11 protein-coding genes are annotated in these 13,415 nt (G+C 41.5%); 10 read left to right on the forward strand and 1 reads right to left on the reverse strand.

From position 1 onward, the window contains the following. Positions 1-186: 186 nt before the first annotated feature. On the reverse strand, positions 187-1,053 hold the full coding sequence (locus ACAY00_RS05530; protein ID WP_371378380.1) for a universal stress protein: 867 nt from the start codon (positions 1,051-1,053) through the stop codon (positions 187-189). 959 nt (positions 1,054-2,012) lie between these two features. Between ACAY00_RS05530 and ACAY00_RS05535 the strand changes: the two genes are divergently transcribed. The 10 genes from ACAY00_RS05535 (at position 2,013) to ACAY00_RS05580 (ending at position 13,203) form a co-directional block, all read left to right on the forward strand. Further along, on the forward strand, positions 2,013-3,257 hold the full coding sequence (locus ACAY00_RS05535; protein ID WP_371378383.1) for an HlyD family secretion protein: 1,245 nt from the start codon (positions 2,013-2,015) through the stop codon (positions 3,255-3,257). Further along, the gene (locus ACAY00_RS05540) at positions 3,257-5,446 is read left to right on the forward strand and encodes a peptidase domain-containing ABC transporter (RefSeq protein WP_371378385.1); all 2,190 of its coding nucleotides are present in this window, start codon (positions 3,257-3,259) and stop codon (positions 5,444-5,446) included. The genes ACAY00_RS05535 and ACAY00_RS05540 overlap by 1 nt, the downstream gene beginning before the upstream one ends. A gap of 197 nt (positions 5,447-5,643) precedes the next feature. Continuing rightward, a complete protein-coding gene (locus tag ACAY00_RS05545) occupies positions 5,644-6,117 on the forward strand; it encodes a hypothetical protein (RefSeq protein ID WP_371378388.1) in 474 nt (157 codons plus the stop codon). Between the two features lie 478 nt (positions 6,118-6,595). Beyond that, positions 6,596-7,504, forward strand: a complete 909-nt coding sequence (gene fdhD, locus ACAY00_RS05550) for a formate dehydrogenase accessory sulfurtransferase FdhD (RefSeq protein ID WP_371378391.1) — start codon at positions 6,596-6,598, stop codon at positions 7,502-7,504. A gap of 224 nt (positions 7,505-7,728) precedes the next feature. Next, positions 7,729-8,550 (forward strand): substrate-binding domain-containing protein, encoded by an 822-nt coding sequence (locus tag ACAY00_RS05555; protein ID WP_371378394.1) that lies wholly within the window; start codon positions 7,729-7,731, stop codon positions 8,548-8,550. Continuing rightward, positions 8,547-9,254, forward strand: coding sequence for an ABC transporter permease (locus ACAY00_RS05560; protein ID WP_371378397.1), 708 nt, complete (start codon positions 8,547-8,549; stop codon positions 9,252-9,254). Before ACAY00_RS05555 ends, ACAY00_RS05560 begins: the two co-directional genes overlap by 4 nt. 1 nt (position 9,255) lies before the next feature. Beyond that, on the forward strand, positions 9,256-10,056 hold the full coding sequence (locus tag ACAY00_RS05565) for an ATP-binding cassette domain-containing protein (protein WP_371378399.1): 801 nt from the start codon (positions 9,256-9,258) through the stop codon (positions 10,054-10,056). Continuing rightward, positions 10,049-11,866 carry a bifunctional molybdopterin-guanine dinucleotide biosynthesis adaptor protein MobB/molybdopterin molybdotransferase MoeA gene (locus ACAY00_RS05570; protein ID WP_371378402.1) on the forward strand — a complete coding sequence of 606 codons (1,818 nt, stop codon included), beginning with the start codon at positions 10,049-10,051 and terminating at the stop codon, positions 11,864-11,866. Before ACAY00_RS05565 ends, ACAY00_RS05570 begins: the two co-directional genes overlap by 8 nt. 124 nt (positions 11,867-11,990) lie before the next feature. After that, positions 11,991-12,536 carry a DUF3305 domain-containing protein gene (locus ACAY00_RS05575; protein ID WP_371378405.1) on the forward strand — a complete coding sequence of 182 codons (546 nt, stop codon included), beginning with the start codon at positions 11,991-11,993 and terminating at the stop codon, positions 12,534-12,536. After that, positions 12,526-13,203, forward strand: a complete 678-nt coding sequence (locus tag ACAY00_RS05580) for a DUF3306 domain-containing protein (protein ID WP_371378408.1) — start codon at positions 12,526-12,528, stop codon at positions 13,201-13,203. Before ACAY00_RS05575 ends, ACAY00_RS05580 begins: the two co-directional genes overlap by 11 nt. Positions 13,204-13,415: the final 212 nt, after the last annotated feature.

Genomic DNA, 13,415 nt, shown 5'->3' on the forward strand with positions numbered 1-13,415 from the left:
ATGGTTGGTATCATCACCGCGCTCATACCAACGAATTTGATTTCTTTATGAAACGGTTTACTTCAGCCCTTATATAAGCGCTTATATGAGGAATTATTGGGTTCTTTCTTCTGCCAACCCTTAAATATGAAGCCTTAAGCCGTTAAAACCAAACACCTTTGCCTATTGCTGTGCCTAAGTGCGCAGTTATCCTGCCAGTTTTAAAACCACGACATGTGTTTTCAGCAGTTCTAACGCTTTTTCAGCCGTATCGCCAATGAACTGTTCGGTTAAACCGCGATGACTGCTTGAGCCTATAACTACGATACTGGCATGAATTTCAGCCGCAATTGATGGCAGCACCAACCCTGGTTGGCCGGCTTTGATATGAATATGGTCCATCGAAATGTTGTATGTTCGACAAAGTTGCTCTAGCTCAGGGGTGAGCTTATTAATGGCATCTAATAGGGTCTGTTTTTTGGATTTAATTCCTAAGTCCTTCATCACCACAGAAAAGGTTGGACTAAAACCGATATGCAGTTGCTTGCCTAAAAGATTGGCTAATTGTTTGGCATGTTCAAGTATTTGTCTATTAAGTTGTTTTTTGTCTTCGTTAGTGGTTTGTAAGTCGATACAAGCCAATACGTTTTGATCTTTTTGCCAGAGCTTTTCACAAACAATAAACAGAGGCGTAGGGCAATCTCTGATTAATCGCCAATCTGTGGGGGTGTTCAGCAATTTTTTTGATTGATGGCCTGTTTTTAAGACAAATATCGGCTGATGTTCTTTGGCGAATTGACAAGCCCATTCTGAAAGGTCATCACGCCAGACTATTTCGTAACTGTGCTCTGGCCCTAAATTTAATTCCTGTTGTTGAGTGCGGGCTTTGTGGTCAAGTTGTTCAACTTTTTGGTGTTTAAATTCTCTACCTTTTAAGCCTAAACCTCGAATATCTTCAAAATAAAAATAGGCAATATGCAGCTTGGCATCAAAAGCGGTGGCCAATTCTAAAGCTTGCTTTAAGGCAACAGTTTGCGTTAGGTCGGCATCGGCTATCACTAAAATTGTGTTCATTCTTGCCCTCGTTTGTGCACACATAATGATGATTAGAATATAATTTAATTATGACGTGTTCAGCCTGACCTGCCATAAAATTTTTCAATAAATGGCCTTGCTATGAATGGCTTAATGTTGGTTTCGTTTTTTTAAATGACTGGGTTCGCTGGTTTTAACCAAACCTTTATTAGCGTTCATTAAAAGAACGGGTAGGATAAGATTCAAAAGGAGCACACTAAAAATGGATATGGCTGTAAAGCTTTTTAGCACCAACCCGATGGCATGTTAATGTACTGCGCTCCCTCGTCCTCTCTTCTTTTTTCTACAGCGTGACGTCCTGTTCACCAAGCATTGTTTCATCCATGAAAGATTAATCCAAACTGACTAACCAAAAGGAAATCCTTTTTGTCCTTGCTTGCCACATTCTTTGCGGTACTGCTTTTGCATCCTTGCTGCCCAACATCCTAAAGGGCCTTCCTTGCAACCCCAGTCCTTGGGGTGTTTTGAAGGCCGAAACCTTCAAAGAGAGTGATTAATCAGTTATGGCATTATGCCGTTACAGTTAAACGTAATTAATCTGTCTGTTATTTTCAGAGACACCTGACCTAAAGAGCAATAAAGACTCTGTTGTAGTGTCACGTCTTGTCAGTCCAAAATCAAGGTTGAATTAAATTTCTTTTAATACCTTTAAAAGTATGTAATTTAACCGATTTTAGCGACTTTTTGACTCTGGGTGTTGTCTGAAACTAATTTTAAATCTAGTCAGGCTTAAATTTTATCGCAAATAATATTACGTCAATCTTTGACCGATAAAATTATAAGTAAATTAATGGCTTTTAGTTAATACCTAATCTATTTTTGTTCGCTTTCTTGAAGCCAATTTGACCATAAAAATTATTTCTTGATTAAATTTGACAAACATTTGATCGTCATTAACTCTTTAAAATTACAAGTCTTTTTTGGCACAGGAGGTGCCTATGTCAAATCTATTTAGAAAGGATGTGTTAGCCGAACAAAAAGTTCGATTACAAGGTGAGGTATCCTTAGCGCAACCAATCTCGTTTACGTTGATAACCCTGGTGTTATTTGCTTTTGTGTTAGTCACTGCCTTGTATTTATGTTTTGCCCAATACACCAATAAAGAGTCTGTTCAGGGGTATTTACAACCTGATCAAGGCGTCAGTGTTATTAGACCAAAACACTCTGGTGTGGTCTCTAAGCTACTGGTGCAAGAGGGACAACTTGTCCAAAATCAACAGGTCATCGCAGAAGTCTCCTTGCTATCAGAATCTGTTGATGGTCTCGATTTAAACCAACAAACTCGGCAAGATCTTAAAAGTGAAGCGAAACGCTTAAATATTGAACTGGTAGAACAACAAGCGCTTTTAGATATTGAACAGCGCAAGCTAAAGATGCAAATAGCAACCGCTAAACGCCAAATAAAGCAATTGTCCCTTGGCCAACAGACTACATTAAAGCGCTTAGAAATCAAAAATAAGCAGTGGAAAAATGCGCATCGATTGATGACAGAAGGCTTCCTTTCAGAACAAAGTACAGATTTGCTTAAAGAGCAACAATTAAGCATTGAGCACCAACTCAATGATATAGCCACCGACACCAGTTATTACATGGAAAAACAGCAACAAGCGATTTTAAACCAAGCTCGGTTGCCGATACAATTTGCTCAAAAACGCGCAGACATTGAATCTAAGCTGACTAAAATCAAGCAACAAATAAAACAAACTCAGCTCAGGCAACGCTACCAAATAAAGGCTACTAGAGCCGGTCGGGTGACTAATTTGCTTGCAAAAGTCGGAGAGACTATTTCGTCACAACATGCCTTTGTGACAATATTGCCTAAAGAAATTACCATGGAAGCCATTTTATATATTCCAACGAGGGCGTTTGGGTTTGTTAAAACAGGGCAAAAAACCCAACTGCGATACCAAGCGTTTCCCTATCAACGATTTGGATTGTATGAAGGGGAAATAACCAATTTGTCCAAAGCCATTCTTCTACCCGCTGATCTAAATCTGCCAATATCATTACAAGAACCTGTCTATAAAGCGGTTGTCAGCTTGAGCTCTCAACACATAAGTGCCTATGGTGCTCAAGTTCCCTTGCAACCGGGGATGTTATTAGAAGCCGATATATTTTTAGAGCAACGAAATTTATTGCAATGGTTATTTGACCCATTTTACAGTTTGAAGGGGCGTATATAATGGCTAATACCGCTTCGCTTTTACGTTTTAACCAAGGGTATCGTTTACCTGTTATTGTTCAATCAGAGGCCGCTGAATGTGGGTTAGCTGCCATCGCTATGATTGCCAATTTTTATGGCTTTAAGACCGATTTAAATTGGTTGCGACAGCAACATACCATTTCTTTGAAAGGCTCGACATTAACCCAGTTGATGAAAATAGCGGATGAATTGAATTTTAATTCCCGAGCCTTAAAATTAGACATAGAACACTTACCTCAATTGCGTTGTCCCTGTATTTTGCATTGGGACATGAATCATTTTGTGGTGCTTAAAAAAGTGAAAAAAGATTCGGTGATAATCCATGACCCAGCGACGGGGTTAATTACCTTATCATTTGCTGAATTTGCAAAACATTTTACCGGCGTTGCTCTCGAGTTAATCCCAAATAAAAAATTTACCCTAGCAGAGCATAAAACTAAGATACGATTTCGCGATTTTTACAGTCGTATTGAACACTTGTTTCCTATCTTACTAAAACTGTTTCTACTGTCTTTGCTGTTGCAGGTTTTTGCTTTAACGTCGCCTTATTACATGCAATTGGTGGTCGATAAGGTATTGATGAGTCAAGATCAACACTTATTGGTGGTGCTTGCGCTTGGTTTTGGCCTATTGGGGATCATTGACTTGATCACTCGAGCATTACGCTCATTGGTGTTATTGCACTTTAGCCACTCTTTTAATATGCAAATGGGGGCTAATGTCTTTAGGCATTTGATTCACCTGCCTTTGGGCTTTTTTCAAAAGCGTCACATCGGAGACATTGTTTCACGGTTTGGCTCATTAAAATACATCAACGACATGATGACTACCGGGATTATCGAAGCGCTTATCGATGGTCTTATGGCGATTGCCACCTTGGTGATGATTTTTATTTACAGTCCTCAACTGGCGGTCGTCGTCTTGATTGCCGTGTTACTCTATGGCCTTATACGATTACTCAGCTTTCCCGCCTATAAACGCTTAAATGAAGAAGAAATTGTTGCTAAAGCGAAAGAGCAAAGCAATTTTATGGAAACCGTAAGAGGGATGCAAAGCATTAAACTTTTTTCAAAACAAACGCAACGACAGAATCTTTGGCAAAATCAATACAGCGCCCATTTAAATTGCACCATCAAAGTTGGGAAATTTCATATTCAGTTTCGTTGGCTAAACGATCTTATTTTTGCCATTGAAAATGTCGTGGTCATTTACCTGGCAGCGTTAACCGTAATGTCGGGCAGTTTGAGTGTAGGGATGCTGTTTGCCTTTATCAGTTATAAAAAGCACTTTTTAGAGCGCATCATCAGCCTTATTGAGAAAGTGATCGAATTTAAAATGCTTAGCTTACACTTTTCTCGCCTTGCGGATATTGTTTATCACCAAGAAGAGAGTTTATCTGGTCAAGTCAGCCCAAGCAAAAGTGGCCATTCCTTGCTACCCGCAAAGATTCATTCTAAAACACAATGCCCTGTGCATTTTCAGTTAAACAATATGTGTTATCGTTTTTCAGATGAAGAGCCTTGGCTGTTAAATAATGTCAATTTACATATAGAACAAGGCGAAAATGTCGCTATTATTGGCGCTTCTGGTTGTGGCAAGACTACCATGTTAAAGCTTATGTTGGGTTTGTATCGTCCATCTCAAGGCCATGTTCATTATCAACAACAGGATATTAACCAACTGGGATTGGCGAATTATCGCAACCAAATCGCTGCGGTAATGCAAGACGATCAATTGTTAAGTGGTACCATTGCTGAAAATATCAGTTTTTTTAATGAGCAAATTGATACCAATAAGATGATGCAAGTCGCTGCCATTGCCTGCATCCACCAAGACATTATGGCGATGCCAATGAGCTATAATTCACTTATCGGCGATATGGGCAATACCTTGTCCGGTGGCCAGAAGCAGCGGCTGCTTTTGGCAAGAGCGCTATATCAGCAACCTAAAATTTTATTTTTAGATGAAGCAACCAGCCATTTAGATGTCGGCTTAGAAAAGAAAGTGAGCGAGGCCATTAATAAGCTTAATATTTCACGGATTATTATCGCTCATCGAATCGAAACCATCAGGGCCGCTGATAAAGTCTATTTGTTATCAAAAGGTCGGTTGAAACGGATCCCTAGAGAGCATTTTAAACTTGCGCCAGCGCCTGAAAAACCAGTTTGATTTTTACAATAGTCTGATTTTATTGATTTTGGTTTTTATTGATGGCATGTGGTATAAGAGTGTAAAGTGGTAATAATAAAGTTAAAAACTTGATAAATTCGAACAAAAGTGAAATTATCTACAAGTACTTTTGGTCTATGTAGTTATCCATAGACAGAGTGTTTGATGGTGGTTGAAATACATTAAGGAATCAAGTTATGAGTTTTTTGAAGAAATATTTTTTATCGGCAGCGTTAAGCGCTCTTGTTTTAAGTTTGATGGTGAGCCTACCAGCTAAGGCTGAAGTAAATCCATTTGAAGCCCAAAATGTGGTGGCATCTTCCGATTTTGACGGTCATGAAGGCAAATGCGGTGAGGGTAAAGCCAAAGGCAAGTGCGGCGAAGGCAAATGCGGTGAAGGCAAAGCCAAAGGCAAGTGCGGCGAAGGCAAATGCGGTGAAGGTAAAGCCAAAGGCAAGTGCGGCGAAGGCAAATGCGGTGAAGGTAAAGCCAAAGGCAAGTGCGGCGAAGGCAAATGCGGTGAAGGTAAAGCCAAAGGCAAGTGCGGCGAAGGCAAATGTGGTGAAGGTAAAGCCAAAGGCAAGTGCGGCGAAGGCAAATGCGGTGAAGGTAAAGCCAAAGCTAAAGTTAAAGAAAAAGCCAAAGAAGAAGCCAAGTGTGGTGAGCACTAAGCCCTAAACGTGATTATTTTATACTTAAAAGCAGCTTCGGCTGCTTTTTTTATCGAAGCTTCTTTATACCAATCCCATTAAGTTTTTGCACAACACTGAGTGATATCAGAGGTTCATTAACACGTTAAATTTTTTTGCATCGTATTCTATGGTACAAAAATTTAAAACCATTAATAAATATCTGATGCACTGCCATAAAAAAAATACCCAAGGTATGCCACAATTCATCGGGTGATCAAACCGTGATATGTTTTTGCTTGCGCGCACAAATCGTCGTTAACCAGTTCGCCGACTTGCATGCTTAAGTGATTGAACTAAGTTTATTCAAGAAACTCACAATTATTGCACTTGGGTTTACTAAGCTATGTGTTGTTTAAGCATCATCTAAATAGCTAAAAAAATAGCGCGAATAATACACTTGGTTTCTAAACGATTTGGCGTTGATTAACGCCAATTTAAATGCATTAAGGCTTGGATAATGAATGATAATAATTTGCCGGGATATGATATTTATACAAATGAGTGTGACGTCGGGATTCGGCAAGTAAATAAGGTTCGTATTAATGCCAATCCACACTTGAACAAAGAAGTCTGTGCGGACGCTGTGGCCATTGAAGAACCATTACAAATTATTTTACGTTGGTACTCAGAACACGGCGAATTAACCGATAAAGAATTTACTATTACGATGCGAACGCCAGGGCAAGATCGCCAGTTGGCAGTGGGCTTGCTTAATAGTGAAGGAATTATTAATCATTATCAGCAAGTTGAAAATGTCATTCACCCTGAAAGTTCAAATGGCCAAGAACCCAATAAAGTTGAGGTGCAATTAGCGCCCGGTGTGATCCCTGATTGGCAACAATACCAACGCCATCTTACAATGCAATCAAGCTGCGGTATTTGTGGTAAAACGTCTTTGCAATCGTTGGAGTTAAAACAAACGCCATCTTTAGATAAAGAGTCTCACTGGTTAAGCATCGAGACCGTGCTTCGTTTAAGCGCTACCATGCGAGAGCAGCAACGCACTTTTTTGCAAACAGGGGGAGTACACGCGGTTGGTCTTTTTGATCAGTTGGCCACTTTGCACCTTATTCGAGAAGATGTTGGACGTCATAATGCCATGGATAAGCTTATTGGTGCTTTTTTAGGCATGCCTGAGTTGCACCAACTGAGTAAAAAAGTGGTTGTTTTAAGTGGCCGAATAAGCTTTGAATTGGTGCAAAAAGCCTTGATGGCCGGTTTTCCGGTGATAGTTGCAGTCGGTGCACCATCTTCTTTGGCCATCTCGGTGGCACAACGATTTGATATGACATTAATCGGCTTTGTATCCGCAAAAGGGTTTAATGTCTACCATGGCGCTTGGCGATTAAAAAAAGTTAGCTCATGATGCGTATACTGGCGCTGATATCGCGTTAACACCATTAAATTAAGCGTTGCTGGGTATTGCTCAGATGACTTACTCAAATAGCGATTTATGAGTATTTTTAGTCACTTATTGCGCTGGCTCAATGTCAATCTAAACGCGATGTATTCTTTTTTGCATTTCTCTCTAGTCTAATCATACTTAATTAACTAACGGAAAAGCTTAATGATTTATACGATATCGGGATTATGGTTATGCGAGTAAATAGGTGCTTATGGTTTGTTATTTGTTCGTTGGGATTGTCTTTTTTTGCCTTCAGTACCAGCGCCTCCAATATTATAAAAATGGCTACCACCACAAGCACTGAAAATTCCGGTCTTTTAGCCAACATTCTGCCGGTATTTGAGCACCACACAGGTTTTCAAGTACATGTTATTGCCACCGGTTCTGGTAACGCCTTACGCCTTGCTAGAGCAGGGGATGTCGATGTTGTGATGACACATGCACCAGCGGCAGAGGCCAAATTCATCGCACAGGGATATGGTTCAGTTGCCAGAGAATTTATGGCAAATGATTTCGTTATTCTTGGCCCTATTGACGACCCTCTTGATATTGCCGCCAGTGCGGATGCCACCCAAGCCTTTCAAAAAATCGCAAAGCACAATGTTGTTTTTGTTTCTCGCGGGGACGATTCGGGTACCGAACAAAAAGAATTATCTATTTGGCTTAAAAGCGGAGTCGAGAACAATTTTTCAAACTACAAATCGGTTGGCCAAGGAATGGGGAAAACCCTACTTATTGCCGATTCATTGCAAGCCTATACTTTATCTGATCGTGGCACTTTTTTAACCTATCAAGATAAAGTGGATTTAACCATTGCATTTCAAGGCTCAAAAGAGCTGACAAACCCATATCAAATCATTTTATTAAACAAACAAAAGTACCCTGAGCTTAATCATCTGGGTGCCCAAGCACTAAGCGATTGGCTTGTCAGCGAGCAAGGACAACAGTTAATCAATGGTTATCAAGTTCACGGTGAACAACTTTTTAAGGCTAACTACCAACCATGAGTGAAGGCTGGTTTACATTATTTGCCGAAGCGATGACCTTGTTGGTCTCGCTTGACCAAGAGTTATGGTCAATCATCAAGGTATCATTTCAAGTCTCCTTGTTTGCCCTAATGTTAACGATAGTGCCTTGTTTGTTGCTCGGGTTTGTTTTGGCGTTTAGTCAATTTCGTGGTCGTTGGTTACTTACATCGACCATTCAAACGATGCAGTCGGTTCCAACCGTGGTCATAGGTTTATTGGTGTACATATTACTCACACGACAGGGTCCCTTAGGTGATTTGCAATGGTTATTTACCCAAAAAGCTATGGTGCTAGGTCAAATCCTGATTTGTGTTCCCATTCTTATTTCCTTATCGCAAGGGGCTTTTACCCATATTGATAAAAGAGTTTGGGAAACCTCAAGAACCCTTGGGCGCAATGTACTGAGTAGCATATTGTTATGTTGTCGCGAGCTTAAAGTACCATTACTGTTAACGGTGATCACCGCATTTAGCCGCATTATTACTGAGGTAGGTTGCTCGATGATGGTCGGTGGTAATATTCTAAATGCCACTCGCAATATTCCCACCGCGATTGCGTTAGAAACCAGCAAAGGGCAATTTGCGCAGGCGGTCGCGCTTGGCATGGTACTGCTCTTGCTCAGTTTAGTGTTGAATTTGTTGCTTTCTACAATGCGCGGACACGCGCAGGTTAGGAGCTATTAAAATGAATTTTTTCGCTTGGCTTCAAGCTCGTAGACAAAGTCGCGTCAATAAGCGCTTTGCTGAAGCTAATCGCCTAAACACATCTGGTCAAGCACACCTTGAGGGGCAAAATATTGTTGTGCATTTTAATGGTCAGCTATTGTTTAGTATTGAGTCTTTGTGTTTTGCTCAGCAAGATACCATCTTATTGCAAGGCGAAAATGGTGCCGGTAAAACCACCTTAATGAAGCTACTTGCAGGTTTAGCTAAGCCAAGTTTAGGGCAAATAACACCACATGGCTTTCCTTTCGGTGGACGGGCTTTGGTTGCCAAAGCAACCTATTTACATCAAACACCGTATGTCTATTCCGGTACCGTGTTAGACAATTTAAAAATGGCAATGCCATTGCTTAGTCGCTATCAAAGTCGCTATAGCGCAACATTAAAACACATCATTAACATGGCGGGATTAAATCATTTGCTAGACACCCCAGCAACGTATTTATCGGGTGGAGAAAAGCAACGATTAGCGTTAGCCCGAGTGTGTTTAATTCAGCCAAAGTTGCTGTTACTTGATGAGCCTACCGCCAATATGGATAGAGAGTCGATAGCCTTGATGGTGAACATGATCCGCCAATTACAGCAGCAACAAACAGGCTTAATGATCGTTAGTCACCAACATAACGATTTAGCCGCTTTATGCCAACAGCACTGGTTGCTAACCAATAAGCGCTTAACGGTATGTCGCAAACCAGAGGAAGTGAGCAATAACAATTCCCCGAAACCTTATTCGTCTAACTTGGTAGGTAAAATCCATGACTGAACCGTTTATCAATCCCTTACCGATTCCAGTTATTGGCTTTGCTGCCTACAGTGGCAGTGGTAAAACCACGTTATTGTGCCAACTCATTCCTGAGTTACAACGTTGGGGTTTAAACGTTGCGGTCATTAAACACGCCCATCATAACTTTGATATCGATAAGCCTGGAAAAGACAGTTTTTTGCTTCGCCAAGCTGGCGCTCAACAAGTACTGATTGCATCGGCAAAACGTTATGCGCATCTTTACGAATATGCTCAGCAACATTCCCCCCAGTTAGACCAATTATTGTCTCGTATCGATGTCAGCAGCGTCGATATTGTTTTAGTTGAAGGGTTTAAACAGCTAGGTATTGAAAAAATAGAAGTACATCGACAAGAGAACGAGGTGCCCTTATTGTGTGAGCAAGATGACAACGTGATTGCAATAGCGTGTTGTGATAAAACCCCATTGACCCGTAAAATCGTTAGGTTAAACCTTGATGATATTCCAAGCATTTGTCAATTTATTGTTGAGCACACCGGGCTAACGCACAAGGCGCAAAGTCGAGCCTTAAGTTGCTCACCATTACCCGACAATACGTATGATGTAGAACAAGCCATTAGTCATATTATGGCGAATGTAAATAACACGCTTGTTAAAAGGCGCGAAGTAACAGAATACTTGAGGATTGAACAAAGTTTTAATCGAGTGTTGGCCAACGACATTTTTGCCCCCATCGATGTCCCGCAAAACACCAACTCGGCAATGGACGGTTATGCTTTTGCTTATCAATCTTGGCGTTCTCAATTACCGTCAGATGACGTGGAATTTGACTTAATTGCGCAAGTACTAGCCGGTCAACAATACTCAGCAATCGTTGGTAAACATCAAACTGTTAGCATTATGACTGGGGCAAAAATGCCGGCTGGTACGGATACCGTAGTCGCAAAAGAGAGGGCAAAGGTAAAGGGTAGCAAGGTGATTATTTCTGGCGATGTTTGTTGTGGGCAAAATGTCAGACAAGCCGGAGAAGATATTGAGAAAGGGCGTTTATTATTTTCATCCGGTGAGCGCATCACCGCAGCTAAAATGGGCTTGCTTGCATCGATAGGGCAAGCTCAGGTTGATGTCCATCGAGCGCTAAGAGTTGCGATATTTTCAACGGGTGATGAAGTTTGCTTGCCAGATACCCCTTTAGAGGCCGCCTCTATTTATGATGCAAATCGCTACAGTCTAACCGGCTTATTAAAGCAATTACATTGTGAAGTTATCGACTTAGGGATTGTCAAAGACAGTCAACAAAGTCTCATCACGGCACTCACCCAAGCCGATGCCAAAGCCGATATTGTGATCAGCACCGGTGGTGTCTCGGTTGGTGACGCGGATTACATCAAAAGCAGTTTAGAGCAACTTGGCCACATTGAATTTTGGCGGGTTGCCATGCGACCCGGCCGGCCGCTGGCGTTTGGTGTGTTAAAGTCGGCTTTATTTTTTGGTTTGCCAGGTAACCCCGTCGCGGCAATGATATGTTTTATTTTATTTGTGCAACCAGCAATTCGAACGTTAGCAGGGGAGTCTAATTGGCAACAAATGACCTTATGGGCAAGGGCTGGCGAAACATTGCGCAGTCGAAAATCGCGAGATGAATACTTACGCGGATATTATCAAGATGACCAACATGGTCAGTTAGTGGTGCGCAAAACAGGTCCGCAAGGCTCTGGCATCTTATCGTCTATGGTGGCGGCTAATTGTTTAATTCACCTCCCTTACGATCAGCAAGAGGTGCACCAAGGCCAGCTCGTTAAGATAATCCCATTGAATGATTTACTATAATCAACGGACAACTCGCTATAATTAAGTGGGTTAATTGAAATGGTATTAAATGTTCATCGGTATTCTTAGAGTATCGTTACACTTGATTTGAGTGAAAGCATTGCAGTATGTGGATGAGGGCAAAATGGCAGCAACAGAGCAAAAATGGCAACGTAGCGACAACGTATGGCCCCTATATGTCTTAGTCACGCGTTCAACCGCTCGCTTTAATGGTTGGCCGACTGATAACTGGCATATTGACCACTTTATCAGTGCTGATCAGCCACAACCGGTAGGCAGTAAACTGGTGTTTCTTGAACTTTTTCAGGATGAGCGCGCAAGTTATCGCCTTAATTTAGACTTAGATCAGCCAAAACTTTTTATTCTTTGTGATTTATTAGCCGACGATACTTGGCTACCGGCGTCAGTTACCGCTGAACAAAGCCTTGCAACCGCTTGTCTTGAAGCCGACACACCGGTACTGAGTATTGACATGCCAGCAGCAATTGCTTGTTGGATTGAGGCGTTTATTACTCGCCATGGTGAAGTGCCTATTTGCGCGCATCGACGCCGGCATGTGAATCAAAAGAAAGAGCATGCGCGATTTAAACAAGGCAAAGCAAGGAAAGCTAAATTACAGCCTGAGCCTTTTGCAAAAACGGCACCAAAACGAGCAACTTATGGTCAATAAAGCAAGCTTTTTTCGACGTTGGTTACACGCTAAAGCTAACTCTAATCACCCCGTTGTTTCGTCTGAACACGCCAATAGGCATCAGTCTAAGGATGATCTAGCCAGATCTGATGACCCCCCTCGCATTGGCAATGAAATACCTCAAGCAGAACCTTTGGATGAAAAATCAGACCTTGCTGACAGTAACGCCACGAGCAGTCATGTTTCGCCTTCAGCGCATAAGCAAGAGCCACTTCCTAACCCGGATGAAATTGAAAATGGTGGCAGCTTTGCTTGTTTTATGGATCAAGAACTTGATCCTCAGGTGCAGCAAAACGCCTTACAGCATCTTTGGCAACAACCCCAATTTCAACAACTTGATGGCTTAGAGCAATGTGATCAGGACTTTTCTAATCAACCTAAGCTGACGTCCTGTGAAGTTGATAAATTATTTGCGCAAGTTTATCAGTGCTTATTGATGGACGAGCAGCAGGAGCCTGATCCACAACCAACCCCTTCAACGATTCATACGGCTGGCCGGGTTCAGCAGCAATCTTTACAACAGAAGCTCCAACAAAAATTAAAAGCCGAACCTAAACAACAGGATAACGCTTCAACGTTAAGATCAAACGATGTGGATTTAACAGACCAAGTTGCGATCAAAAAAGACCATAGTAATAGTGCCTAGCGCCCCTAAAGTAGGGCTTTAGCCGAGAAAAAGCTAAAGGCTGTAAAAATAGCCCAAAAGTCTATAAGAAGACACTTTCATTATTGCTAACTATACTCAAACGTAAAGTATTGCAAAGGGCTGTGCAACGCCAGTTATATCGGCAACAGTGTGATTTATTTCGGACCACAAGTCGTTTAAACGTTGTTAACCCCCTGTGCACGCACATCGCT

The sequence above is a fragment of the Thalassotalea sp. 273M-4 genome, from assembly GCF_041410465.1.
GTDB classification, from domain to species: domain Bacteria; phylum Pseudomonadota; class Gammaproteobacteria; order Enterobacterales; family Alteromonadaceae; genus Thalassotalea_A; species Thalassotalea_A aquiviva.